This is a genomic window from Vibrio sp. DW001 (assembly GCF_029016285.1).
Classification (GTDB): domain Bacteria; phylum Pseudomonadota; class Gammaproteobacteria; order Enterobacterales; family Vibrionaceae; genus Vibrio.
Window position 1 is genome coordinate 825093 of sequence record NZ_CP091976.1, and the last position, 25256, is coordinate 850348.

The 25256-nt window shown below is 40.8% G+C and carries 18 protein-coding genes; 5 read left to right on the top strand and 13 right to left on the bottom strand.

Annotation, left to right across the window (positions count from 1 at the left end):
- Positions 1 to 192: 192 nt before the first annotated feature.
- Entirely contained in the window at positions 193 to 1479 is a 1287-nt protein-coding gene (locus L3V77_RS21120; protein ID WP_275138204.1) for a hypothetical protein, read from the bottom strand.
- A 2-nt stretch (positions 1480 to 1481) separates the two neighbouring features.
- Positions 1482 to 2528, bottom strand: a complete 1047-nt coding sequence (locus L3V77_RS21125) for a nucleoid-associated protein (protein ID WP_275138205.1) — start codon at positions 2526 to 2528, stop codon at positions 1482 to 1484.
- A 377-nt stretch (positions 2529 to 2905) separates the two neighbouring features.
- On the opposite strand from L3V77_RS21125, the gene L3V77_RS21130 reads away from it, so the two are divergent.
- Positions 2906 to 3934, top strand: a complete 1029-nt coding sequence (locus L3V77_RS21130) for a tyrosine-type recombinase/integrase (protein ID WP_275138206.1) — start codon at positions 2906 to 2908, stop codon at positions 3932 to 3934.
- Positions 3935 to 4048: 114 nt separating this feature from the next.
- Here L3V77_RS21130 and L3V77_RS21135 read toward each other — a convergent pair whose 3' ends face one another.
- Positions 4049 to 5893, bottom strand: coding sequence for an ABC transporter ATP-binding protein (locus tag L3V77_RS21135; protein ID WP_275138207.1), 1845 nt, complete (start codon positions 5891 to 5893; stop codon positions 4049 to 4051).
- A 407-nt stretch (positions 5894 to 6300) separates the two neighbouring features.
- Between L3V77_RS21135 and L3V77_RS21140 the strand changes: the two genes are divergently transcribed.
- Positions 6301 to 7269, top strand: a complete 969-nt coding sequence (locus L3V77_RS21140; protein WP_275138208.1) for an arginine deiminase-related protein — start codon at positions 6301 to 6303, stop codon at positions 7267 to 7269.
- A 110-nt stretch (positions 7270 to 7379) separates the two neighbouring features.
- Here the strand turns inward: L3V77_RS21140 and glgX are convergent, their stop codons facing one another.
- On the bottom strand, positions 7380 to 9341 hold the full coding sequence (gene glgX / locus L3V77_RS21145) for a glycogen debranching protein GlgX (protein WP_275138209.1): 1962 nt from the start codon (positions 9339 to 9341) through the stop codon (positions 7380 to 7382).
- A gap of 474 nt (positions 9342 to 9815) precedes the next feature.
- On the opposite strand from glgX, the gene L3V77_RS21150 reads away from it, so the two are divergent.
- Together L3V77_RS21150 and L3V77_RS21155 are read left to right on the top strand one after the other, a co-directional pair.
- Positions 9816 to 11153 carry a carbohydrate porin gene (locus L3V77_RS21150; protein WP_275138210.1) on the top strand — a complete coding sequence of 446 codons (1338 nt, stop codon included), beginning with the start codon at positions 9816 to 9818 and terminating at the stop codon, positions 11151 to 11153.
- A 70-nt stretch (positions 11154 to 11223) separates the two neighbouring features.
- Positions 11224 to 12042, top strand: a complete 819-nt coding sequence (locus L3V77_RS21155) for a MalM family protein (protein WP_275138211.1) — start codon at positions 11224 to 11226, stop codon at positions 12040 to 12042.
- Positions 12043 to 12232: 190 nt separating this feature from the next.
- On the opposite strand, the gene L3V77_RS21160 is transcribed toward L3V77_RS21155, so the two are convergent.
- Positions 12233 to 14029 (bottom strand): alpha-amylase family protein, encoded by a 1797-nt coding sequence (locus L3V77_RS21160; RefSeq protein ID WP_275138212.1) that lies wholly within the window; start codon positions 14027 to 14029, stop codon positions 12233 to 12235.
- Between the two features lie 264 nt (positions 14030 to 14293).
- Between L3V77_RS21160 and L3V77_RS21165 the strand changes: the two genes are divergently transcribed.
- A complete protein-coding gene (locus L3V77_RS21165) occupies positions 14294 to 15427 on the top strand; it encodes a tetratricopeptide repeat protein (RefSeq protein ID WP_275138213.1) in 1134 nt (377 codons plus the stop codon).
- Between the two features lie 94 nt (positions 15428 to 15521).
- Here L3V77_RS21165 and sstT read toward each other — a convergent pair whose 3' ends face one another.
- From sstT to malT, 8 genes are all read right to left on the bottom strand, one after another.
- The gene (gene sstT, locus L3V77_RS21170) at positions 15522 to 16733 is read right to left on the bottom strand and encodes a serine/threonine transporter SstT (RefSeq protein WP_275136808.1); all 1212 of its coding nucleotides are present in this window, start codon (positions 16731 to 16733) and stop codon (positions 15522 to 15524) included.
- Positions 16734 to 16999: 266 nt separating this feature from the next.
- Positions 17000 to 18040 (bottom strand): ribosome small subunit-dependent GTPase A, encoded by a 1041-nt coding sequence (gene rsgA / locus L3V77_RS21175; RefSeq protein ID WP_275136809.1) that lies wholly within the window; start codon positions 18038 to 18040, stop codon positions 17000 to 17002.
- 325 nt (positions 18041 to 18365) lie between these two features.
- Complete coding sequence (locus L3V77_RS21180) at positions 18366 to 18818, bottom strand: copper chaperone PCu(A)C (RefSeq protein ID WP_275136810.1); 453 nt, start codon at positions 18816 to 18818, stop codon at positions 18366 to 18368.
- A 71-nt stretch (positions 18819 to 18889) separates the two neighbouring features.
- Positions 18890 to 19501: an SCO family protein gene (locus tag L3V77_RS21185; protein ID WP_275136811.1), complete on the bottom strand. Its 612-nt coding sequence runs from the start codon at positions 19499 to 19501 to the stop codon at positions 18890 to 18892.
- A complete protein-coding gene (locus tag L3V77_RS21190; RefSeq protein ID WP_275136812.1) occupies positions 19498 to 19923 on the bottom strand; it encodes a hypothetical protein in 426 nt (141 codons plus the stop codon). The genes L3V77_RS21185 and L3V77_RS21190 overlap by 4 nt, the downstream gene beginning before the upstream one ends.
- Positions 19924 to 20064: 141 nt before the next feature.
- On the bottom strand, positions 20065 to 20979 hold the full coding sequence (locus L3V77_RS21195) for a DUF368 domain-containing protein (RefSeq protein WP_275136813.1): 915 nt from the start codon (positions 20977 to 20979) through the stop codon (positions 20065 to 20067).
- 336 nt (positions 20980 to 21315) lie between these two features.
- Positions 21316 to 21999, bottom strand: a complete 684-nt coding sequence (locus tag L3V77_RS21200) for a hypothetical protein (protein WP_275136814.1) — start codon at positions 21997 to 21999, stop codon at positions 21316 to 21318.
- A 252-nt stretch (positions 22000 to 22251) separates the two neighbouring features.
- Entirely contained in the window at positions 22252 to 24960 is a 2709-nt protein-coding gene (gene malT, locus L3V77_RS21205; RefSeq protein WP_275136815.1) for an HTH-type transcriptional regulator MalT, read from the bottom strand.
- Positions 24961 to 25256: the final 296 nt, after the last annotated feature.

Consider the following 25256-nt stretch of genomic DNA (forward strand, 5'->3'; position numbering starts at 1 on the left):
TTAACGGGGACATGCACCTTAAACCTTCGGTTAATGAATTGGCGGATCCCGGTTCAGATTAGGTGTTGGTTAAGTATTTTTTCCATTTTTATTCTCAAGGTTGTTGCAGTTTATCAACAAATATCTCATACGAAGTACCGTTATTTGCCACGGAGACTGTTCGCGATTATTTAAATACCACTCACACAGCCATTAATAACCAGATCTATTCATCATGGCTATTAGTATTTCCCATCCTGTACATGACAAATCTAAAAACCAATCAACAAAGGCATTCCAATATACGTCTAAAGGGACATCAAGGTGTGTATATGAAATAAATATAAGCCCTACAATTAAAAACAGAAACAGGTTTAGCTGTGCTTTTTGGGTGCTACACCTCTTATCGAGATCTTCAAATTCATTTTTAATTTTTTCATGATGATCTGGGTATTCTTTTCTTAAGCGGCTAATCTGACCTTTATACTCAATCTCAATAGACTTTAATGAATGCTTCTGATTTTGAATTAACAACCACATCATTAATCCATAAATAAACGCTGCAACAAATAGAAGCATGTTGGTAGGTTCTGCAAAACTACCCGGCTTTGCAGTAGATAGCCTCAATGCAACAAAAGCTATCGATACGGGAATACCCAAGGCCTTAGTTTGAATAGAGCTGAATGTCTCATTAATCTTTAACATGTAGTCTCTTTTCTTTTCTTGATATTCCAAGCGAACATCATCGAAAGAAAATTCACTTACATAAAGCTCGTAATTTTCAGTTACCTGAGAAGAAAACTCACCAAAATGTGTAAGGAGATATTCAAAGCGCTTTTCTTTTTGAACTGACTTAAGAAAATCATATAAAGCTGTTTTAAATATGCTTACTTTTTGATCTTTGTGAGCTTTATCTTTTATCCAGTTACTAATGTGTGTGATGCCGTCTAAACCAGACTGAATATCCTCTAGTTTGTAGTGGCATGGAATCTCCAGTCTGTTTTTATGAAGCATTACTAAATTTGGGAGATTTCCCCCTTTTACGACTTCGGTGTGATCTGCTAGTGCACGTAATATGTCAATTAATGCCACTGTGTTAATATAGTGCTTCAAGTCGCCAGTCAAAGCTTCAGTTTGACCATCATATTTAGATTTATCACCGATCAGATAAAATGATTCTGGTATCGCGCTTTGATTTTCGCTGTACTTTAAAAACTGAGCCCAGTCAGAATAGATATACACTCCATCTTGACGAAGATTGACTATTGATATCGAAACGTGGTACTCGCCATCCACAACGGTATCAACTGCGTCTGGTGAGTTTTTCGTGGCAAGATTCTCAATCGTTAAAAGCAGACCTTCATCTTCCCAAGATGACAACAGCTGCTTAATTTCAATCGTCATTTTTATTTTACACGCATAATCATCCTCGTTGACTGAAACGAGGTTATATGTGTCAATAAATAACGATATCTGATTTAGAAGCTCTATCTTATCCATTGTTATTTTCTGCTATCTAGCTGCTCTTTCAGCGCTTTCGGAATTTCAGTAATTGTTAAAACACCGCCGTTGGTAGGGTCATATGCTACTGCATTTCCTAATAATTTCGCGTCAAAGCTAATTGAAATAAGTTTATTCTTCCCCGAGTACTTCTTCAAACGCCTCAGAGCATTTGCATCTGTTGCCAGCTCGTTATTGAGATTATAAGGATCACTTTGTGAGATGAGTAAAAAGTGCCCTTTATCCTTTTCCTCTGCGTCTTCTGGCAAGCATGCAGCATCAAGAATTGTGGACAGTGTATCTAATCGTATTGTTTGCTTATCTTCCTTCCTCCATTCAACGATCTGATCATGTGCCTTGCTCTTCACGATCTCCGTTTTTACATCATCGAAGGAATGGTGACTACAGTATGCTTCTACGGATTTTACTAGAGATTTTGTATCTGACGCAGCTTGGGTAAACTCCTCACAGCCAATAAAATCAGCAAAGTAATCTGTGACCTTTTTCGCGTCCTTACCAATTTTAAATGATATATAGCGATTGGATAGCTCGTCCGCATTTTTCCACTTGGTTAAGTTTATCCGAGCTGCCATGTGAAGTTTGTCGAGGTCAACACTATCGAATTGCGCCAATTCCAGTTTATCTATTCGCATTACTGTCTTTTCGCGAAGCAACACTACACTCAAAAAATGCTCACCACTATGTATGTAATGATTGAACCAGAGGTGCCCTCCCTTAGCTGACTGCGCCCCCATTAGTTGCTTCTGAAGATGTGCTGCTGCTGATTTAGTAAAATCTACGTAATCTTCAAATCCATCGTCGTAATACTTCTCTAGAAGGTGCTCAAACTGAGTCAACTGTTCGTCTTTTTCTGGTTTACGAAAAAGCCCAGTATTCAAACCCGTGGAGTTAAATTTATCGTTGATCCCCTTACTTAATTGTGAAGCTGATTCGTCTATCTCATTCTCTTGAGTACGAGGGACCAACTCTGTTTTTGTACTGTTCTCCGTTTTGATTAGGTTATGCAAAATGACATTTTTAATTTCCATGAGACCTGCTTACTTATATTTGTTAGATTTATCAATATGATCAATCGGCTTCCGCCTACAATTTACAGCGCTTGTCTTCGTTTGTCTTCGGTGCAGTTCAAACTTATCGCATAACATGGCCTGTATATATAAACAGTATAACGGGTGCAATATATTGCACAAGTTCATATTTCAGTGCAGCCAACTTGTTCTTGCAACTCTAGTTTGGAAACAACTTATTGTCTTTTCTGTAGGTACTCAGTAGTTTGCTCCGAGTACTCGCAGGACAGCTCCGAGTATTCAAAAAAATCACCAATGTTTGTTCGCTATAAACTTAAACATTGTTAAAATTCTTAACTTAAAATACTGTATAAAAAAACAGTTATTCAAGGTTTTCTATGTCAGTTAGAAATCTAAAAGACAGTTCAAAAAAGCCATGGCTCTGCGAATGTTATCCAGCTGGCCGCAGCGGCAAGCGTGTTCGAAAAAGCTTTGCCACTAAAGGTGAAGCCGTCGCCTATGAACGCTATGTTATGCGAGAAATTGATGATAAGCCTTGGCTTGGTGGTAAACCCGATCACCGTAGGCTTTCCGAGTTGCTTGAACGTTGGTGGGTAGTGCATGGAAGCACCGTTAAGACCGGCAGTCATTCGTATGTTGTGCTTAAGAAAACCGTTGAGATGCTTGGGAATCCGATAGCTTCTCATTTTACGATGAAGGATTACCTCAATTACCGGGCGAACCGAATTAGCCATCATCCAACCAGAAAAAATATTACGCTTTCTCCGACTACTCATAACATTGAACTTAAAACGTTTAAGGCCATGTTTAATACGCTAGTTAAGTATGGTGAATGGAAGTTGCCAAACCCAGTTTTGGGTATTGATCTTATTAAAGCGTCCGAACGGGAGTTGTCTTATCTTACTAAAGACAAAATTCAGCCTTTCTTAAATAAGTTAGCGGCAGATAACAGCCCTAAAGCCGATCAGATACTCGTTGTTTGCAAAATATGCCTAGCAAGCGGTGCGCGGGTAGGTGAAGCGTTAGGCTTGAAGCGGAGCCATATCACTTTAAACAAACTGACGTTCATCGACACAAAAGGTAAGAAGAACCGAAGCGTTCCTATCTCTAAAGTTCTTCATGATGAAATACTCGCGGTTGCGGTATCTGGTCACGATATTTTTGATGTTCGATATTACGCAGCATGGGAGTGCGTGAAAAGGTCATTACCAGCGTTCATTCCGCAAGGGCAGGCGACGCATATTTTACGACATACATTCGCGAGTTATTTTATGATGAATGGGGGTGATATTCTGGTGCTTCAGCGAATTCTTGGTCATAGTAAAATAGAACAAACGATGGCTTATGCTCACTTCTCACCAGAGCATCTTATCCAAGCTGTCGAGCTGAACCCTTTAGAAAACTAGAATGAAAAAAATGGCGACAAAGTGGCGACAGAGCTCAATAACCCTCGTTTTTTGTCGCCATTTGTCGCCATTTTGTAAAATCAGTTAAATTTAATTTATTTACAAATCAACATCTTAACTGCTTTTCGTGTCATCATTGATAAAACCGCCGGTTTGATGAGCCCAAAGCTGAGCGTAAATACCATCGCCTTGAATCAGCTCTTGGTGTGAACCTTGTTCAACGATCTGCCCTTTATCTAATACGATTAGCCTATCCATTGCTGCGATGGTAGAAAGGCGGTGTGCTATGGCAATGACGGTTTTACCTTGCATTAGCTCGATCAGACTTTCCTGTATTGCTGCTTCTACTTCCGAGTCTAGTGCTGAAGTGGCTTCATCCAAAATAAGCAATGGGGCGTCTTTTAGAAGGACTCGCGAAATCGCTACTCGCTGGCGTTGACCACCAGATAGTTTCACGCCTCGTTCACCGACTTGAGCATCGTATCCGCTGTTTCCATGCGGATCCGTTAAGGTGTCGATAAACTCATGTGCTTGCGCTTGAATGGTGGCTTTTAGCATCGCTTCTTCGCTCGCATCTGGTTTGCCATAGAGTATATTTTCTCTAATAGAGCGGTGCAGTAATGAGGTGTCTTGGGTCACCATGCCTATATTGGCACGTAAAGAGTCCTGGGTAACCTCTGATATGACTTGACCATCAATCTTTATTTGTCCGCCTTCCACATCATGGAAGCGTAACAAAAGGTTAACTAGTGTTGATTTTCCTGCGCCAGAGCGACCAACTAATCCTACTTTCTCTCCCGGCTTTATGTTCAGGTTCAGGTGGTTGATAACCCCTTTATCTTTTTCACCGTAATGGAAGCTTACGTTATCAAATTGAATGCCACCCTTATCAACCTCTAGAGGTTTTGCATCTTTGCTGTCTTCTATATCAATTGGTTTAGAAAGCGTGGAAATGCCGTCTACCACGGTGCCCATGTTTTCAAATAGCGCACCGACTTCCCACATTATCCACATCGACATGCCGTTTATCCGTAAAGCCAAACTGATCGCGATGGCAATTGCGCCAATGGTGATCGCGTTTTCCATCCAAAGAAAAATAGAAATAGCAGCGATCGAAAATACTAGGAAATAATTGGCGATCTCTACACAGATATTGAAGCCTGTTACTAAGCGCATTTGTCGATAGACCGTATCCAAGAAACCGTCCATGCCTTCTTCTGCGTATTTGGTTTCTCGTTTACTGTGAGAAAAGAGTTTGATTGTTGCTATATTGGTATAACTGTCGACAATTCTACCCGTCATGGTAGAACGGGCATCGGCTTGTTCGGAAGCGACGGATTTGAGTTTTGGAACAAAGTAGAATTGAATGCAAATATAGGCGGCTAACCAAACCAACATAGGTAACATTAATCGCCAATCGGCTTGAGCCAACATGACCACAATAGAGGTAAAATAAACAATTACATAGACAAAAACATCCGCGGTTTTCATCACGGTTTCTCGCACCGCAAGGGAAGTCTGCATCACTTTTGTGGCGACACGCCCTGCAAAATCGTCTTGATAAAACGAGAGGCTTTGTTTTAACAAATATCGGTGTGCCATCCAACGAATGGACATTGGATAGTTTCCAAGCAGGCTCTGATGGATCGTCAGTGAGTAGATGGTAACGAGTATTGGCATCACAACCAGTAACACTAAACCAACCGCCCAAAGCGTGCTGCTATTTTCTTCAAGAAAGGTATCTGGGTTACTGGTCGAGAGTAAATCGACGAGCTCACCCATAAAACCAAAAAGTGAAACTTCAATAATGGCAACAATGGTACTGAGTGACGCCATTAATAGCAGCGGTTTTTCGAAACCGCGAGTATAGTGCCGGCAAAAAGCAAAAACACCGGTTGGCGGTTGTTGCGGTTCTTCTTCTGGGAAGGCTTTTGTTAGCCCTTCAAAAAACTTATACATTCGTTCATCCTCTTCCCATCTTGTTGTTGTTTTATCTTCAATCACGAGAAGAATTCGTTGAATAATAGATGGGTTAATTTATCAACACACACTACCCCAAACTAAAAAAAAAGGACATTATTTTCCATTTCATTTTGAATGTGCATATTTGCGTAATAATTATGCTTACCTATGGATTTATTAAACCAAACCCAGAGCGAGAAAGGGCATTGATAACATTGTTAGTGAATAGATATGCTTAGGTGTAACACTGTATTAACAAGGCATGCCTATGTTAGTTACCGATTTTGCTCTCTATGGCAGCGAAATCGCCTAGTTTGCTCGTGTAAATGGTATCAAATTCAGTTAAATGACATTTAACCTTCTGTTTACAATCGATGTAATGAATCTAAAATGGATATTTATGAATGAACTCAACTCAATCAATGCAGTATTTGCAAGGTGTCCGTTCACTTCAAAATGCGAATTGTGTGGTGATGGTGCCGCCGAAAGAGTTTTGCTATAACGCAGAAACAGCAGGGGATAATGAGTTTCAACACCGGGGCGAATTGAGTGCACAGCAGGTTCGTGAAAACGCAATGGCGGAATTTAATTCTATGGTGGTTGGTTTGCGCGCCGAAGGTGTACAGGTTGTTGAATTTGACTACCCTGTAGCGGAAAGAGAGACGCCTGATGCGGTGTTCCCAAACAATTGGTTTAGTACGACGTCGACAGGTGAGTTGTTTGTTTTCCCTATGGCGTGCACAAACCGTCAGTTGGAGGTCCGTCCTGAAGCCTTGGTTAAAGCACTTGTTGATTCAGGTCGAAGGGTAACCTCTCATTCATCATTGACTTCGTTTATTGAGCACAATGCTTATTTAGAAAGTACTGGCGTGATGGTGATGGACCACATTAATCGTACCATCTACGCGGCGTTGTCTCACCGTTGTGATAGAGAAGTATTAGAAGAATACACTCAAAGGGTAGGGTATGAGCGTGTTATTTCATTCCAAACCGCGTTGCCTTCCGGCCAACCGATTTATCACACAAATGTGATGATGGCAGTAGGGGAGTCATTTTGTGTCATTTGTGATGAGCTTATCCCTGAATTTGAACGTCGTTTTGTAATTAAGTCTCTAGCGAAAGATAAGCAAGTGATCTCTATTTCACCTGACCAAATGAATCATTTTTGTGGCAATATTCTTCAACTAGAAAATGCCAATGGCGATAAAGTGATTGCGATGTCTGAGTCAGCATACGACGCCTTTACTTCTGCGCAGAGAAACCAACTGTCGACCCATGGCAAACTATTACCTTTTAATGTCTCAACCATCGAAAACATAGGTGGTGGCAGTGTTCGATGCATGTTGGGTGAAGTGTTTTTGCCAAGAGGGTAAGTAAATTTAGTTCGTGATAGAGGATATATTGTTGTGCGCTAAACTCAACGTTGATAAAAATAAAAACACCTGCGTTCGCAGGTGTTTTTTACTTGATGAGCAATGGCATTTTACTTTGCGGTTGAATGCAGTATCGCCAACGACATCGGTGCCATTAATACATCACCCTCTGCGTGGCGATTGACTACTTTATCCATACTGGTATCACAAATCGTCACCCAGCATTGATTGTAGTTATTTGGTAGTTTGAAACGAGCTGGAGCGGTGGCTTGGTTGATCAGGTAGATCAGTTCATCACCTTCTTGCTCGATTCCAAGGTGCAGAGCGACGGAATTCTGCGTGTTCCAATCGTCATGTTCCATATGTTCGCCATCAGCTCGACGCCAGCCGACTCTGTTTTGGTTTCGTTGTTCACCACTAAATGCCCTGATGAAGGGAACCATATACTGTTGGCGTGCTGCTAACATATCGCTGATCCAAGCCTTAAATAGATCGATACGATTACATGATCGCCAATTAATCCAACTCAGCGGACTATCTTGGCAATAAGCGTTGTTGTTACCATTCTGTGAGTGGGATTGAACGTCTGCGGTCATAATATGAGGTATACCGAACGCAAATAGCAGACTGGCGATAAAGTTACGTTTTTGCTTCTCGCGAACGGCCTTTATCATCATGTTGTCGGTATCGCCCTCAATACCATAATTATCAGAACGGTTATCACCATGCCCATCATGGTTATGCTCGCCATTTGCATCGTTGTGCTTATGGCGATACGAGACAAGATCTTGTAGCGTAAAACCGTCATGGTAGGTGATGTAGTTGATGGTTAACTTTTGAGGCCAACGACTTGCACTATAGAGATCTCTTGAACCCATAATTCTGGTGGCAAATTCTTTTAAATATCCATCATCACCACGCCAGAAACTACGGGTAATGTCGCGGAATTTATCGTTACACTCATTCCAGCCATCTGGAAACCCACCCACTTGGTAGCCGTTCGGGCCGATATCCCAAGGTTCAGCAATAAGTTTCACTTCCCTTAGTACTGGATCTTGCGCCACCGATTTAAAAAATGGGGAGTGATAGTTAAAGCTATCGCCATTTCTACCCAACGTTGCCGCAAGGTCAAAGCGAAATCCATCGACATGAAACTCTTCCACCCAATATCGCATGGAGTCCATTACCAAATTAAGCATCGGTTGGTGCATTAAGTCAGTGGTGTTGCCGCAGCCAGTGTAATTGGCGTAGTGAGGGCCATGCTTTATATAGTTGCGAGGGTCGAGTGCTTTAAGATTAAAGATCACCCCACCTTCTCCTCCTTCAGCCGTGTGGTTGTATACGACGTCGAGAATGACCTCAATACCATTACGATGTAACTCACGTATAGCGGTTTTTAGTTCTACAACCGCATCGCTATTTGCATATCTTGGGTCAGGAACCATAAACAGATAGGGGTTGTAACCCCAATAGTTCACTTTTCCCATTTTTAGAAGATGTTCTTCATGCATACAGGCAGCAACGGGAAGGAGCTGAAGCGTAGTGATATTCTGTTTCTTGTAAAAATCGAGCATGGTACTGCTTGCTAAACCTAAATATCTTCCCTGTTCGGATTCTATTAGACCTTGATTTAGTTTTGACACACCTTTGACGTGAGTCTCAAACAAGACGGTTTCTTCTCTTGGTATTCTAGGTGGCTCAGTACCTTGCCAGTCAAATGCAGGATCAATCACCACACATTTACTCATCCCCCAACTTTTTGGGTTTGAATAAGGTGTAGCGTAGTGTAATGGTTTCTCTAATGCCTTCGCGTAAGGGTCTGATAAAAGAAGGCTTTCTCCATCGTGAGTAGTAATTGCATAGCCGTATTTCTGGCCTGCTTTTATAGTCGGAATGTAGATATGTCGTATGCCGGCATACTCATTGACGAGCGGAAATAATTCATATTCATCATCGTTAGCAAATAAGGCCAAAGATATGTCAGGGCAATTGGGCGCATGGATGGAAAAATTACATCCATTGCCGTCTAATGTAGCCCCTAAAGGGTGAGGCCGTGAGCGCGTGTCTGTCATTATTTATTCTTTTTTTATAAATTGTTGGCTTGTTGCGAACTTCAAGTAAAAAGGGATGTCGAACAATAGTCAACACATCATATGTATCCATAGTAAATTAATTCTATGTCTCAATAGTAATTTATTTTATTTTTTTTCTGCTTAATGGGTAATAGCAGATATATATTGAAACATGATGACATTAACACTTTGTGCAGTGGTTTGGCTCCTATTCAGCCTCTCCTACCCCCATATTTAGTGATCCAGTATACAAAATCATCTCTAATCTAATTTTCTACGCCTCTCTACTCCCCCGAAAATTCGCGTAGGGCGGAGGAAGTCATCCGTTGCTCGCTTACTTATTATGCCTATCGTTGAAACAAAACGGGAGGCGACTCCCAAACAAATTCTTTTTTAATGGTTTTTTTTGTTCTGCCTTTCAAAGGAAACCTAGGAAGTATAAGAAACATAATTATTCGTTCAGGAGTTGACGAGATGAAAAAAGTAAGCGTAATTGCTACAGCAGTGGCAAGTGTATTATTTGCAGGTTCTGCTTTAGCAGAAGATAAAGTAACTGAAGGATGGACAGTAAATGGTTATGGTCATCTTCTGTATAACGTAGGCCAGTCTTTGGCTCTAGAAGAGACTTACCACCATCGTCGCGATTACCGCGCTGCGGGTGCCGCATTCTCGGGTAACCCTACTCAAGTAGAGTTTACTGTGACAAAAGGTAATAACTACGAAAGCGGTGCCTGGTCTAAATATGTTCTGAAAACAGAATACGGTAACAACGAAGGTGGTAATGGACGCGGTTTCTATACATCGTCATCGGGTAACGAAGGCCATTTAGAATCTGGACAACTTGAGTTTAAAGAAGCTTATGTTGAACTAGGCGATTTATCTTATTTTGCTGAAGGTCTGAGCATGTGGGCAGGTCAGCGTTACCTAAACCGCCAAGCGGGTATCATAACAAAAGAATTCTGGAAACAATCCTCTGGTGTTGGTACGGGTCTTGAGTATAACAACGCTGGTGTTGCAATTTTGTCTGCTGATCCAGGCGAAGGAAGCTGTACTAATCCTAATGGTGCAGAAACGAGCTCGAAGCAATGTAATTTAGATGCAGATGGCGCTAGCACAACGGTTACTTCTGCTGATTTTTACTACTATGGTGTTGAAGCATTAGCGGGTCGTTTTGATTTCGACCTTAAGTTAATGACTCGTACAAACGTAGACGAGGCATCAACGGCTGAAAACGGTGTAGGTGCAGCAATTACTTATTCTCGTGACTACTACGGTTTGGATGGTTGGACGACGACGGCTTTAACTTATGGTCAAGGGGTTGCTGCTAACCGCGGTGTCAACTTTGGTCAATGGAGTGGTAACTGGCAGAAAGATGATGAGTCGATCTTCTTTACTTCTTACGGTGTTGTAAATATTTCTGAAAACGTACAATTAGGTACTGAAGTTACTTACTGGGATCTATCTAACTCAAAAACAGATTCGGTTTGGGGTTCAGATGATGGATTGTCTCGTTTATTCTTAGGTGTAACACCATCATATAAAGTTAACGAAAACTTCCGTATGGAAGCCGTGTTAACATATTCAGTCGAAAGTATCGGTAAAGCTGAAAACTGGGGTCGTGAAGACGCAGATACGAGCTTTTATTCAGCAACTTTAGCGCCAGTATTTACTGTAAATTCAGATTACTGGGGTCGTCCACAACTTAAGCCTTACGTAACATACATGTCTTCAAGCGACAGCGGTTACGAATGGTCTAAAGGTGGCGACGATAGCGAGACTCGTGTTGGTATCGAAGCTGAGATTTGGTTCTAAGGTATTTAGAATAAATTGAGTATTAATAGGCGGCCTGAGAAGGCTGCCTACATGAGTTTTAGGAGTTTGTATGAAAAAAACAGTATTAGCTTTTTTATTTGGTAGTGTACTTTTTGGTTGCGCCTCTAGTTCAGACGAAGTGAATAAAACTGATTTACCAGTTATCAATGCAGAGGTGTGTTGTTCTAGTTATTCTGATTTTTCATGGACTCAACTAAGCACAACGGAAGAGATTGAATTTCAAATCGACGACTCAACGCCGGTGTGGCGCTTCCCAGAAGGTAAGAGTCATTTTGCTTCATTTGTTTTCTCTGAGAAATCTAGAACAGTGGAAATAACGTTAAGCAGCAAAATGAAAGAAAAATCGGTATTAGCACCGAAAGTCGTCACGTTGGACAACCGCTTTAATGTCGTTGACGAATATGAGTTAGACGATTTCAAGATAAAGTATTCTGATGCTTTTAGTCAAAATAGGTATGAAGCGTCGATTACCTTTGACGCAAGTAAAACACCGTATCTCATCATATATACACCTCAGGATCAGATTGGCCATACAATCACTATCCCACATCCTGCGAAAGTGAGAGCAATCAATAGTGGCGATCCATTACCTATCGTCACAGACCTCAAATATGAACATAGTTATTTAGGTGAGTTGGAAATAAAGCTCAAAACTTTATCCCTAAATAACGCGGTTAAGAAGGTCACTCCGAAGGCGATTTCTGTCGCTCAACCTGAATCTGTTCTTTTTTATGAAACAGCAATTAAGCAAGCAGTAAAAGTTGGCGACATCCCTAAAGCGCTCGCACTTCTTGAAGAAGCTAAAGCATTAAATATCGAAGGTGCACAAGAAGCCTTTGTGAATGCGATTAATAGCCAGAAAAAATAGCGCTCAAATGACTCGTTAAGCGGTGACGATGATGGTGTCACTGCTTAACAAATAATAAAAACGCCTGCCATGTTATGTTGTACACATTATATCTGACGGTTATCAGCCTGAAATTGTAAAAAATGATTGAATCTACGTTAAAAAAACAACCGTCAGATGAGTAAAGCGCCCCTCAATTTAGCACCAATTTCTATATTTCAAATGCATAGGCGGCAAGAGGTGGCAGTTGTAGCGCTATCTTTCCTATGCCCCCAGCCACTTTTATTTCAATTGTTCGTTGATGCTCAATCTTTTCCCTGAAAATATGGAGCCCATTTGTCAACGATAACTGCTGTATCAAAAGGTTAGGGATGACCAATGTTTGTTTACAGTGTAAATCTGCGCTGAAATTTACCGCGACAATGACGGTATGTTCGTCTTTCTGTCTGGCGAATAGAAAGATGAGATCTTTCATTGGGCCCAGTTGGTCAAAAAGGGGACTGTATAGGTCGATATAACTACCCAACAGTGCTGGACTGTTTAGGGAATAGTTGAGGACTGAGCGATAAAAACCCCTAAGCTCTTTCTCTGTTTTACTTAATAGAGCGCCATCAAATGTACCATTATTGAACCAACGTTGGTGACAAGGCACGCCAATATAGTCAAAAATAGAGGTACGTGAGGGTTGCCCAAACCCTGCATCTTCTGCGCCGGGTTCTCCTACCTCTTGGCCAAAATAAATCATAGTAGGCGAACTGCCTATTGTCGCAGAAATTAACATTGCTGGACGAGCCAGATCAGCATTGCCTGCAAATTCGGGTGAAGCAATGCGTTGCTCGTCATGGTTTTCTAAGAAGTGCAACATATGATGTTCTATATCCGCCAGTGCCTTCTGAATTTGAACGATGGATTGTACCGATTTCTTTTTCTGTATTATGGTTTTAAGCGTGTCGTAAAGGTCCACTTTGTCGTAAAGGTAATCCATCTTGCCTAAATGAATAAATTCTCGATAGAGCTTTGGTTGGTACACCTCCGCTAACAAGAAAGCATCCGGTTTATTGCTTTTTATTGTGGAGTTCAAGAAGCTCCAAAATTCAACGGGTACGAGCTCCGCAACATCATACCTGAATCCATCAACACCCTTGTCTATCCAAAATAATGCAATATCTCTAAATTTTTTCCATGAATCAGGAATCGATTGTTTCTGCCAAAATTCATTATGTTCTTGGTAACATTTATCGGCAAACTCAGTTGGAAGAATGGGGAAATCTTTACTGCCGTCAGGTCTAATTCCATAATTAATCTTTACAGTTTCATACCAATCATCACAACTTGGTTTGGCAGAGCGAGACCCATTACCTGTCCATTTAGCGGGATATTCAACATACGGACGCGTCAATGATGAATGCGCTTCACCACCTAAAGGGATTTGCTCATCCGGACATTGAAATGGTTCGTTTGCAATGTAATAAAAATTATTATCTCTGTGGTACTCAAGATCTGTATTGTCATGTTCACCAAAATCTAAAACAGAATTGGGGTTATTGAGGCCATGGTACTGTCGAGCAACATGGTTCGGCACGATATCGATGATAACCTTAAGACCAATATGATGAGTTCTCTCAATTAAGGCTTCAAACTCACCCATTCGTTTTTCAATATTATTAGCAAGATCTGGGTTTACTTGATAGTAATCCTTTATGGCATAAGGAGAACCTGCGCGTCCTTTGACGATTGATGGGTGGTCATCACCAATACCTTTATCAGCGTAATCGCCTATCAGAGCATGATGAAGTACGCCAGTAAACCAGACATGAGTAACACCAAGTGCTTTGATTTCTTTTAGTGCTAATTCAGTAAAATCGGCGAACTTACCTACCCCATTTCTTTCTTTTGTGCCCCACGCAATATTTTCGTTTTTACTATTCCCAAAAAGACGGGTAAAGACATGATAAATAACTTTTTTATTTAATGAATTGGACACTTTCTGTCTCTCTATATCGTTCATGTGTTCAGTGCAATTCCTTTAATTATGGTGTATTTGTGTCAAAAACTAATTTTATGCGAAAATGGCACAATACTATTTATATACAAAATGCAGTGGTTCTGGCACGAAACCCGCATGACTAGGTATAGAAAAAGTCGTCAATAGTTTATAGTGTTTCTATTGTTAATAATGCCTTGTGCGTTTAATAAATCATACGAAAGATAAGTTGATAGGAGCATCGTCAACGTATCATTGCTCATGTTGTAAAAGGCTGCAGATAAGTTTATGAATTTTATGACCATTGCTGTTGGGGTTACAGGTATATCGCTTATCCTAATTGTTGGCTGGATGACGTCACTGTCCGTCAAGAAAAAAAAGCTTTCTGAAGAGAAAATAGAGCGCGAGCGCGCATATCGAAGGGCTATAGAAAGACAACGTGAGGAAGAGAAAAAAGAACGGCTGTTTAAGGCAGAAACTGGCCATATACCGACGCAGCTATTTTTGGCTAAAGAAGCAGAGATTAATAATCCTAGAGAGGCGCTTCATTGGTATGAGCAAGCCGCAGCGCAAGACAATGAGATGGGTATGTACGGTGTGGTTCGAGTGTGTAGTCGTGCAAAAGAAGATATTGTTCTTATTGAAAAATCCAAGTTTTGGCAGATTGCGATTGAAGCTCACAATGGAAATCATCTTGCTAAATTTGAAATGGGCAAAGCATTAATTGGTGGGCAAGGCATCGAACCAAATATAGATAAAGGTATTGAGACTATTGAAGAGGTCGCCAATAATGATCATATTGAAGCTCAGATATATATGGGTGATTGGTATATTGCGGAAATGAATATGCATCCCAACCCCAAATTGTCAGCAGAGTGGCATTTTAAAGCCGCTCAGAAAAACAGCCCAGAGGCGCAGATAAAACTCGGAGAGCATTATCGCGATGGCATCGGTGTAGAGAAAAATATTCATCGAGCGACGTATTGGTATGAACTTGCCGCTGAGCAAGCCAATCCGAGAGCCCAATATTTTGCAGGAGATGTCTGGATAGGAAGAGGAGCGAAAGGTAATGCTATTGCCTACCTATGGTTGTTTCTTTCCGCGTACTTTGGATATGAACCTGCTAAAGCGAGAAGAGATGATGTTGGGAATATTCTTGGTGTTGATGCCGTTGTAGGGCTTCAAGAAATGGCCAAACCTCTGCTGAGAAAGTTAGCAGATGGTGCGATTGAAAAGCATGCGATGATCAAAGCGTTAAATAAATTGTATAAAAGAACAACTTATTTTCCTGAGATAGATGGCAATGAGTTTTTGGTATACGAGAAAAATGACAATGAACCAAAGCAGAAAAAGTCTGCTGAGGGGAATAAAGACGATGGAGATGGACTAGATTTCTCTTTTTCTCTCATGGACAAAAAATAATATTTCTTTTGGTACAACCATTGAGTTGAAAGAACGTTGAGTAAAAAAAACCAGCCTCAAATGGCTGGTTTTTTTATGTGTTAAGCGTAAACGGTTACGCTTGTTCTGATTTACATACTGCCGCTGTAAATACAACGTCTGTTGAACTGTTTAGTGCTGTCTCAGCTGAATCTTGAATAACACCAATAATAAAGCCAACACCGACAACTTGCATGGCAACATCATTTGAGATACCGAATAGGCTACACGCTAATGGGATAAGTAATAGAGAACCACCCGCTACACCAGATGCACCGCACGCCGATACAGAGGCAACAATACTTAGAAGTAATGCAGTAGGAAGGTCAATACTAATGCCCATTGTATGTACTGCTGCAAGCGTTAATACCGTAATGGTAATTGCTGCACCAGCCATATTAATGGTGGCACCTAGGGGAATCGATACGGAATAAGTATCTTCGTCTAGTTCTAATTTTTCGCATAAAGCCATGTTTACTGGAATGTTTGCAGCACTAGAGCGTGTGAAAAATGCGGTCACACCACTTTCGCGTAAACATCTGAATACCAGTGGATACGGATTCTCCTTGGTTTTGACCCAAACGATGATTGGATTAACAATAAGCGCGATAATGAGCATAGCACTTAGTAGCACAACGAGAAGTTGAGCATACCCTGCCAACGCTGAGAATCCAGTTGTAGCAAAAGTACTCGCCACTAGGCCAAAAATACCGAATGGTGCTAGGCGGATAATAAATCGAACGATTTGTGATACGCCGTGACTTAAATCTTCAAATACCGCTTTGGTTGTTGCAGATGCGTGATGTAATGCGAGACCAAGCCCAACAGCCCATACAAGAATACCGATATAGTTCGCTTCTTGTAACGCGTTGATTGGGTTATCAACTAACTTAAATAGGAGAGTATGAAGAACTTCTCCGATACCTTGTGGAGGTGTCGTACCTTCAGCACCTGCGACCAAAGTTAAGGTTATTGGGAATGCAAAGCTTAGTAGAACGGCAGTAAGCGCTGCTGAGAATGTACCTATCAAATATAAAATAATGATAGGACGCATATGTGTCTGTTGTCCTTGTTTTTGGTTGGCAATAGAAGCTGCTACAAGAATGAATACTAAAATTGGAGCGACAGCTTTTAGTGCACCTACGAATAGGCTACCTATTAAACCGGCATCTTTGGCATTTTCTGGCGAAATAGTCGCGAGTACCACACCGAGTACAATACCGACTAAAATTTGGAGCACAAGATTGCCACTAGCAAATCTTGTGATGAGGCTGTTGTTGTTTTGCATGGAATTACCTAATTATTATTTAGAATTTATTATGTCGAAACCCAATGTCTATCGCATAGGTAATCGACCTACATATATTATGTTAGATAGAGAATCTGTCTATAATTAAGTCATACTTTAATCAAATAATGATGATAATTGTGAGTAAGTTAGATGTTTATATTTTCTAACTGTTAAGTAATGGTTAATAAATTGATAAAAAGAAACCCGGGTTGAAGTTATCAGCTCGGGTTTCTTTTATTTGCTGTGTCGTAACAGACTAAATACTAGCCTTTCTTTCTGTCTCTGTTTTCGTTTAGAACGGTTCGATACATTTTACTTAGTTGTTTGTTGTGTGCTCTTTGCTCCGATATTGTCGCACTATTTCTTGCCTGTTCTCTCATCAGCTTGAAATAGTTGTCCACTCTACGTGGATCGATTGATTCGGAATCGAGCGCCTTTTGAATGGCACAACCTGGTTCTCCATGATGTTGGCAATCTGAAAAACGGCACTGTTTGGCAACGCTCTCTACATCTGAAAACGTTTCGCTTACACCTGATTCGCAGTCTGTTAGTTGTAACTCTCGCATTCCAGGTGTGTCTAGTAGTAATGCACCCGATGGCATCATGTGCAGTGTTCTTGATGTCGTCGTATGCCGCCCTTTGCTATCGTCTTCTCGAATAGAGGCCGTCGATTGTAGGTGATCATCTAACAAGGTGTTCACTAAGGTCGATTTGCCGACACCGGAAGAGCCCATAAATGCGACCGTTTTGCTTTGTTTGCACCAATCAAGTAATCCGGCGGTGCTATCGTTATCTAATGCGTTAACCACTTCGATCATAAGCATATTATCAAGTGCTTGGACTTGTGCTTTTTTCTCGTCGGTATCATGACACAAATCGGCTTTGGTAAGCACGACGACAGCTTCAACCTCGGCATCATGGGCGATAGATAAATACCGCTCTATTCGGCTAAGATTGAAATCTTGATTAAGTGAACAAACAACAAAAATAGTATCTATATTCGCTGCGATAAACTGTTCTTGTGCCTTTGGTCCTGCAGCTTTACGTCGAAACAGTGAGTGCCTATCTAACAGTCGAACAAATTGATCCGAACTATCTAGAAGTAACCAATCACCAACGGTCATTTGAGGAAGCGAATGATGAATAGGTAATGATAATAAACCTACTTCACACAATAGTTCATAACCGGAGCGATGGTGTGCTGAGACCCGAGCTATACGGTGGTGTTCGTAGTCTTCTAACGTAAGTTGTTGTTGGAAATATGGTTGCCAACCAAGTTGTGGCAAAGTGAAATTTGAATTCATTATATAAACCCTGGATGTCGCTATGAGTATCTGTTTTATTGATCAGGGGTGAATAACGATTACTTCAATCTCATTTGATAATTTCAAAAGATGAGTATTGAATATAGAAGCTTAACCCCGGTAAAATTACATCACCGGATAATAGGAAGGATTGAGCAAATAAAAGCGCTTAAGTCTTAGCCATTACCGAGTGGGTTCTGATTACAATCATTGTGTGTCCTCCATTTGTGACTTTGTTTTTAATTCAAAGGGAATGATAGCAAAAGAGAGGTGCATTATAAAACCTCTCTTTTATTTTATCGTAATTTTACTAAAAACGATGTCATTAGTGCTTCATCTTCATCCCTTGCATTACCTTTTTAATCTTCGCAGTAAAGCTTTGGTTTTCGCCGTTCGCAAAGTTAATCGTTACGTCGATCTGTCCGCCTTCTTTAAAATCTTGTTTGAGTTCAAAGAGCATTATGTGTAGACCACCAGGCTTTAGCTCGGTCGTTCCCATTGCTGGGATACTAATCGTGTCTACTTGACGCATTTTCATTACGTCACCGTCCATAACATGGGTATGAAGCTCAACTTTCCCTGCGGCTGGTGTCGACGCTGAAATAATGCTTTTTTCGGTTGAGTCTTTGTTTGTGACAACTAAGAAAACGGCACTTGTAGGTGCATTAGGCGGTGTTGCTCTGGCGTAAGGGTGTTGAATTTCTACATCAGATGCCAAGGCAAATGACGAGAAGAATAGCGATAAGGTTGAGGCTAAAAGTACACGTGTTTTTTTCATTTTAATTTCCCTATAATTTGGCGAATGTTACCTTCGCTTCTATATGATTTTCTGATTGCTTTGATTTTCAGTTATTCGGTTTTGAGTACATCTTCTATCGCGGCAACGATTGGACTTGGGTTCATGGTGTGGGCGACTTTGGTGATCAAAGTCCCATCCGGCTTTAAGAAATAGAAATAAGAGCTGTGATCCACGACATAACCGATAGCGGAATCTTCTAATTCTGTTTTTCTAAAAATGACACCATAGTGATCCGCAACAGGTTTTGTTGTTGCCATAGGGGCAGAAAAACCTTCAATATTGGTATGAAAGTATTGTGCATATTGATGAGCTGCGTTTGCTTCATCTCTTTCAGGATCGATGGAGATAAACATAGGTCTGAGTTGCGCCAATTGTTCTTCATTAATGCTGCTAAGCGCTCCGGATAACATCGCCAGCGATGTTGGGCAGACATCTGGGCAGCGAGTGTAACCAAAATATACGACTCGAACTCTGTTGTCGGTGACGTCGAATATGTGTGTTTCAGTATCATCTTTACCGTTGAATACGGGGTCCTTAATGATCTGCATCGCCGCTTCATTTTGTTTCTCTAGAGCAACGTCGTTTTGCATATCCATATATACTTTTACGCTGTAGCCAAGCACAAAGGCGATAACTATAGCTAAAGACCAATTTCTACTCATCTTTCCATCCTAATTGCGGTATAAACTTCTTTATTACCGTCGGTCAATGTTCCTATCCATGTCATGTTATCTTGTGTGCAAACGGGCAACATTATATTGCCTATGTATCTGCCGCTTGATTGTTTAGTTAACTGGTATTTAGCGATACCCATATCCATCTCGAAACCTTGAAGAGAGAGCAGTAAAGTATCGCTAGTGGTATCTTCCCAATTAACCTCAATCATGCTTTTCACCAATGGTTTGGCAAGGTCATGTTCGAGAGTGATTGTTACACCGTCTTGTTGGCATGCTGTGGTCGAGACCATACAATATTTGTCGAGATTGATGGGCTCTGCTTCTTGACTGATTGACTTGACTAAATCTGGTACAACATAACCAAGCGCAATCGCGCCAAATATTAATAGTATTTGAATAATCTTCATCGTGGGGATTATCGTGTTGAATAAGTTAATATATTATCATGATGATAGAGATAAGTGATAACTGTTGTGAACAAGTTGTGAATTTTGATGGAAAATAGAACGTATTTAAACGGTACGCTCTACTTCTCTCAAAATGATGGATTATTTTTTATTGGAAACCTTCTCGAACACTAAAACAAGCCCTATAGCCAGAAACATCATCGCAATGGACAGTAACAATTGATGTGGCTGAGAAGTCAGAGCCTCAAATTGGAAGGGTGACAGGTTTTCCTGTACTAAAGGAACTTGTTCACCGTGTGAATTTATACGCCAGCTGATGGTTTCTTTCCAAGGCCATATCTTCGGCAACGTTCCTATCATTAGCCCGGTCAAAAACATTAAGGTTGAATCTCTAAAGGATTTAAGCAGCCAAGAGAGTAGATGAGAAAATGTAAGTAAACCTAAAACGCAGCCAGCAACGAATAACAGAAGTATGTCTATTTGTATGGTTTTTGCTGCAGCGAGTATCGGCGTGTACATACCTAGTAACAAAAGAATAAAGCTGCCTGAAATGCCGGGCAAGATCATGGCACAGATAGCGATGGCGCCAGCGAAGACAAAATTGATGCTGGTTGGGTCCATCTCTAGTGGTTTAAGTACGGTAATAAAGTACGCAAATGCGATACCGACTACGACAATAATACCGCGAACAATATCCTTTTTTTCAACCTGTTTAAGGATATGGAAGACAGAAACTAAGATGAGACCAAAGAAAAATGACCAGAGAGGGATAGGATGATTAACGAGTAACCAAGAGATAAGTTTGGCAAAGGTTAAAATACTGGTAATTATCCCACCAAAAAGGCTGATAAGAAAAAAGCCATTGATATGGTTAAATGCGGCTTTAAATCCTTGTTGTTTCCATAGGATAAGTAGCCTTGGATTTACTCGTCGTATACTCTCAAGAAGAGTGTCATAGATACCGGTAATAAATGCAATGGTGCCGCCAGATACGCCTGGTACCACATCCGCTGCACCCATCGCCATACCTTTGAAGAAGGTGATTAAGTAATTCATTAATTGATAGGTTCTGATTTAAGTAGCCAAAGAGTATACAAGAATTTTTGCTAGAGAGAAAAGAGTCCGTCCTTTATCGTTCTGCAACCTAGCTCATAGCAATTTGCCTTGATTTGCAATATGCAATTTGCATTATGCGAATTAACAAGTCAAATGTGTCTTAGCTAGGTTGAATTTAGAGCCAAACGATATATATAAATTTGGCACGCATGATGCATTAGTGGTAATGACCCTTCTTAAAGCCGAGGGTCACCTAGCCAACTGACGTTGTTAGTGAATAACTATTGTTCACAATATCTATTTACCAATCGCAATTATTGCGGTTGGTTTTTTTTATTAGAACGCCCACCAAAATGCCTGATAAAAATGCTTCTTTGCATTTGTTTCAATGATTAACCCATTACTGGATATCAATTTATCAAAAGGCCAAGTCATGACCTCTTGTATCGACGCTCTCAATGCCGTCATGTTATTTAAGTGACGTTTATCAGAATAAGAAATTTTAAGATCTCGATTTATGCCATGAGCCCAAGTGAGTATTTTCTGACCAATAGGAAGCATGTCTTGTACTGCAAATAAATGGTCACTTAATATGAGAGTACGACTGTCTGGATCGCAGAACATGACCTTACGTGGTTGATCAAATCCCAATAGCGCAGTTTGAAATAGGTCATTTTTCCATGTTAAAGGTGCATAATTAGATAACGCGCCGTCGAAATTAATATCTGAGCGTTTTTGTATCAGAGTGGGGGTCGCATAAAAAAGTGCGTCTGGGTAGGTGAGCCACCATTCGGATAGATACTGATGATAGCTTGGAGAGGCACAAATGACAGATTTGACAGAACCAAGCCTAGAGAGTTCGTGCTGCAATTGTATGCCTAAATCGATAGGGTTGTGTATTACGATTGACCCGTCTATCAGCCGGATAACCACCATTCTGTGTAGGTGCGATAAACCAAACTTGGTGTAGTACATATCGGCATACCATAGCCTATTTGATGTCCATTCCTTTAGAATCATTTGGTTTCCGTGATAGTAAAATTAGCGTTCCCATTCTGTGCAATACGGATTATTTAGAGGCTTTGTATCACAATACGGAGCGTTTTCTCAAAACACCTTCATTTCTAGTTATTTTCTACCCGCTTTACCATTCCCGTGAAAATGGAAATCGTGTGGTATGAGATCCCCACTTTTGTGGGGATGACAGGATCAAATAGAAAAATGACGAAACGAATTAAGAAAACGCCGAGTCTACCTATGGGAACGATTCTATCAATAACCCATTAAATTGAGCAAATTTTCGGCAGTTTCTATTGCCTCTTTTCTATTGGCTATATTCAGCTTTTGATAAAGATTACGAATGTGTGTTTTGATTGTTGTCCCTGCCACATCTAACTCTTGTGCAATTTGCTCGTTACTGAAACCCGAGTAGATCAAACCTAAGACCTGCCATTCTCGGTGGGTTAATGGACTGGTTCTAACCAACTCCGGAATATTCGGATGATTAAGAAGCTTGTCGATGAACTCCTCATCAAAATGAATAGAGCGGCTGCGCTGCTTACTCGATATATCTTTTACAAGCTGTTGTGCTCTATGTTTTTCGAGATCGCCTAACGTTGATTTACTCATCAGCTTTTGTAGTAGGTGGTCAATAGAAGCACCATCAATTAAGAAGTTACCTATCATTCCCGTCTGATTTGTCATGCTTAATGCGGCTTTAAGCATATCGCTAGCCCGTTCTTCATCGTTCTGTTTTATGGCAAGGATAGCATCCACAATAAGATTTCTGTTTATATCGGTGATGAGTTTTGAAGTTTCGGCTTCATTTTGTAAAAATGTTAAGCTTATTTTTGCCTCATCATATTGACCAGCATAGATCTGCGCTCTGGTAATATTTCGCCATTGCAGCTGCAAAAAGTGGTTTTTTGCTTCAGTTGGTCGATTTGCTTTTATTAGCCATTGTTCCGTTGATTCGACATCGTTGCGTGCTTGCCAATAAAGTATTAGGGAAAGCGATGCGTTAGCTGTCCAGTCTAGGTGATAGGTTGACTGTTCCAATAGGTGTTCTATCTGTTCGATAAACCTTGCCGCTTTATCCAGTTCACCTCGACCAATGGCAATACGAGCCAACATAGAATAGCTGTGTAAATGTTTGCTAGGATCCGCCTTTCCTAGTACATCAATTCCTTTGAAAGCACACTCTTCAGCTTCGTCCAGGCGATTCCAACACCAGAGTATTTGCGCTCTAGAACGCAACAGAAACTCGTGGAGAGGCAGTTGTTGAAGCTTCTGCTCTTCAATGAGTTTAAAGGCATTATCTTGCATCTCAAATGCGGCTTGTACAAACCCTTGTGCTACTAATATTTCACTCTGTTGTAACAGTGCCCACAATGCTTGATGGTATAGCTGATGTTGACGGGCCAGTTTCTCGGTCTGTTGCATCAGAGGCAATGCGCGATCTAATTTACCCAATACGTGGTTAACTTCACCAACAATGGAAGTGGCAACAATCCGGCTACGATAGATAGTGGTATCTAACTGGCTCAATGCTAATTCAGCCAGTTCAAGAGCAAGTACAGGATCATTTTTATTAATCGCAACTTGTGCGAGTAAGGCGTTTACTTGACCTTGGTCATTAGTGCTGAGAATTATCTTTCTACTTTTCATCTCGGAAAGAGAAACGGTTAACATATCTTCTACTTTATTGTATCGGTGCTGGCTTTGAGATAACCATGCTCGCAATAGGGATAGCTTCATATTGCTATACAAAAAGTCTTTATCTAATTGATTTATTGCATTTTCTAATATAATCAGCTCGCCATGATTAAACATCTTCCAGCCAGAGTTGGTTATGATCTTAGCAATAAGAGCGTCATCTTTTGCCTTTTGAGCATGACGAAGAGCTTGATATGGAATATCTAACTTAAGCCAGGCTATCGCGGCTTTTTGGTGCAACTTAACTTCTTCATTTGCAATGCGTGCTTTTCTTTGATGCGCAAGAAACTCGCCAAAGAGGTGGTGGAATCGGTACCAATCTTGTTCACCTTCTAAGTGATAGATAAAGAGTCCAAAACGATTGAGTGATTCAATCATACCGAGGGAGTCTTCTCGATCGGTGAGGTCTGTCACCAAGGCGTCATTAAATGTCTCTAGCACCGAACATTGCATCAGAAAATGCTTCGTATCTTCATCGAGCAAATCAAAGACTTCTTCTATCAAGTAGTCCCATAAATGCGCATGATTAAATTGAGAAACAGATTCTGCTGACTGCGCAAGTGTTCGCTTATGATGCTGTGCTTGTAGGGCGATCAATTGCAGAGCCGAAGGCCAACCTTCGACGTAGGTTTGTAAGTTTGAGGCTGTGGCATCATCGATACCTTCAGAGACGCGCTGATTAAAAAATCGGGTTGTTTCTTCAGTGTCGAAAGCGAGTAAACCATTGTCGATTTCGATCATGAGATCTCTAACCCTTAAGTTAGCCGTTCCCAAAGGTGGTGTACTTCTGCTAGTGACAACAAGTGTCATGTTGTCAGGCATGTTTTTTAAGAAAAAACGCATGGCTTCGTGGATCTCATCTGAATCGATAAGATGATAGTCATCTAACACCACATAAAACTCGTTGAAATAATCGGAGAGTTTAACAAAAACTTCTCCAAAGAGAGAGTGAAGTGAAGAAAACTGTCGCCTCTCTGCTAATGTTTGCGAACTGGGACATCTTCCATCTGTTGCTTTGTTGATAGCTTGAATGAAATAGTTCACAAAACGAGATGGATCGTTGTCACTCTCGTCTATGCTATACCAACCTACGGCACTTTTATTTGCCAGCCACTGGGCAGCCATGGTGGTTTTGCCGTATCCCGCAGGCGAACGAAAAAGTACAAGCTTATAGAAAGGCGCTTGTTGCAGTAAATCTAGCACTCTTGGTCTGACTATCGCGTTATGCAAACGACCGGGTCTAGTTAATTTTGAAGGTATCAACATATTTATATTCAATGAGTTATTTTGAACTGGGTGAGTCACCCCGCTCTTAGTATTTAGACAGTAGAAAGGGCTACTTATACGCTTATTTTTCTCGGTTAAGTTAATCCTACGTTAAGGGTCCCCCTGTCGTACATGACTATTCTCAAATATGTATGACCCAGCGCATGTAAATGATCATCTACGCCCCACAATTGCGTGTCCTGTCACATTACGGCTAGGATATGATGTAATTAATTATTTCATCTGTACATATTAGTATGGCTGAAACAATTCTAAGCTTTAATTATTTTGTGACC

Coding starts and splice junctions, on each gene's coding strand:
- L3V77_RS21125 (WP_275138205.1), bottom strand. CDS start 2,528: ATGGAAATTAAAAATGTCATTTTGCATAACCTAATCAAAACGGAGAAC.
- glgX (WP_275138209.1), bottom strand. CDS start 9,341: ATGACAGACACGCGCTCACGGCCTCACCCTTTAGGGGCTACATTAGAC.
- L3V77_RS21140 (WP_275138208.1), top strand. CDS start 6,301: ATGAACTCAACTCAATCAATGCAGTATTTGCAAGGTGTCCGTTCACTT.
- L3V77_RS21120 (WP_275138204.1), bottom strand. CDS start 1,479: ATGGATAAGATAGAGCTTCTAAATCAGATATCGTTATTTATTGACACA.
- L3V77_RS21195 (WP_275136813.1), bottom strand. CDS start 20,979: ATGAATTACTTAATCACCTTCTTCAAAGGTATGGCGATGGGTGCAGCG.
- L3V77_RS21180 (WP_275136810.1), bottom strand. CDS start 18,818: ATGAAAAAAACACGTGTACTTTTAGCCTCAACCTTATCGCTATTCTTC.
- L3V77_RS21155 (WP_275138211.1), top strand. CDS start 11,224: ATGAAAAAAACAGTATTAGCTTTTTTATTTGGTAGTGTACTTTTTGGT.
- rsgA (WP_275136809.1), bottom strand. CDS start 18,040: ATGAATTCAAATTTCACTTTGCCACAACTTGGTTGGCAACCATATTTC.
- L3V77_RS21130 (WP_275138206.1), top strand. CDS start 2,906: ATGTCAGTTAGAAATCTAAAAGACAGTTCAAAAAAGCCATGGCTCTGC.
- L3V77_RS21185 (WP_275136811.1), bottom strand. CDS start 19,501: ATGAGTAGAAATTGGTCTTTAGCTATAGTTATCGCCTTTGTGCTTGGC.
- L3V77_RS21135 (WP_275138207.1), bottom strand. CDS start 5,893: ATGTATAAGTTTTTTGAAGGGCTAACAAAAGCCTTCCCAGAAGAAGAA.
- L3V77_RS21150 (WP_275138210.1), top strand. CDS start 9,816: ATGAAAAAAGTAAGCGTAATTGCTACAGCAGTGGCAAGTGTATTATTT.
- L3V77_RS21165 (WP_275138213.1), top strand. CDS start 14,294: ATGAATTTTATGACCATTGCTGTTGGGGTTACAGGTATATCGCTTATC.
- L3V77_RS21190 (WP_275136812.1), bottom strand. CDS start 19,923: ATGAAGATTATTCAAATACTATTAATATTTGGCGCGATTGCGCTTGGT.
- L3V77_RS21200 (WP_275136814.1), bottom strand. CDS start 21,999: ATGATTCTAAAGGAATGGACATCAAATAGGCTATGGTATGCCGATATG.
- sstT (WP_275136808.1), bottom strand. CDS start 16,733: ATGCAAAACAACAACAGCCTCATCACAAGATTTGCTAGTGGCAATCTT.
- malT (WP_275136815.1), bottom strand. CDS start 24,960: ATGTTGATACCTTCAAAATTAACTAGACCCGGTCGTTTGCATAACGCG.
- L3V77_RS21160 (WP_275138212.1), bottom strand. CDS start 14,029: ATGAACGATATAGAGAGACAGAAAGTGTCCAATTCATTAAATAAAAAA.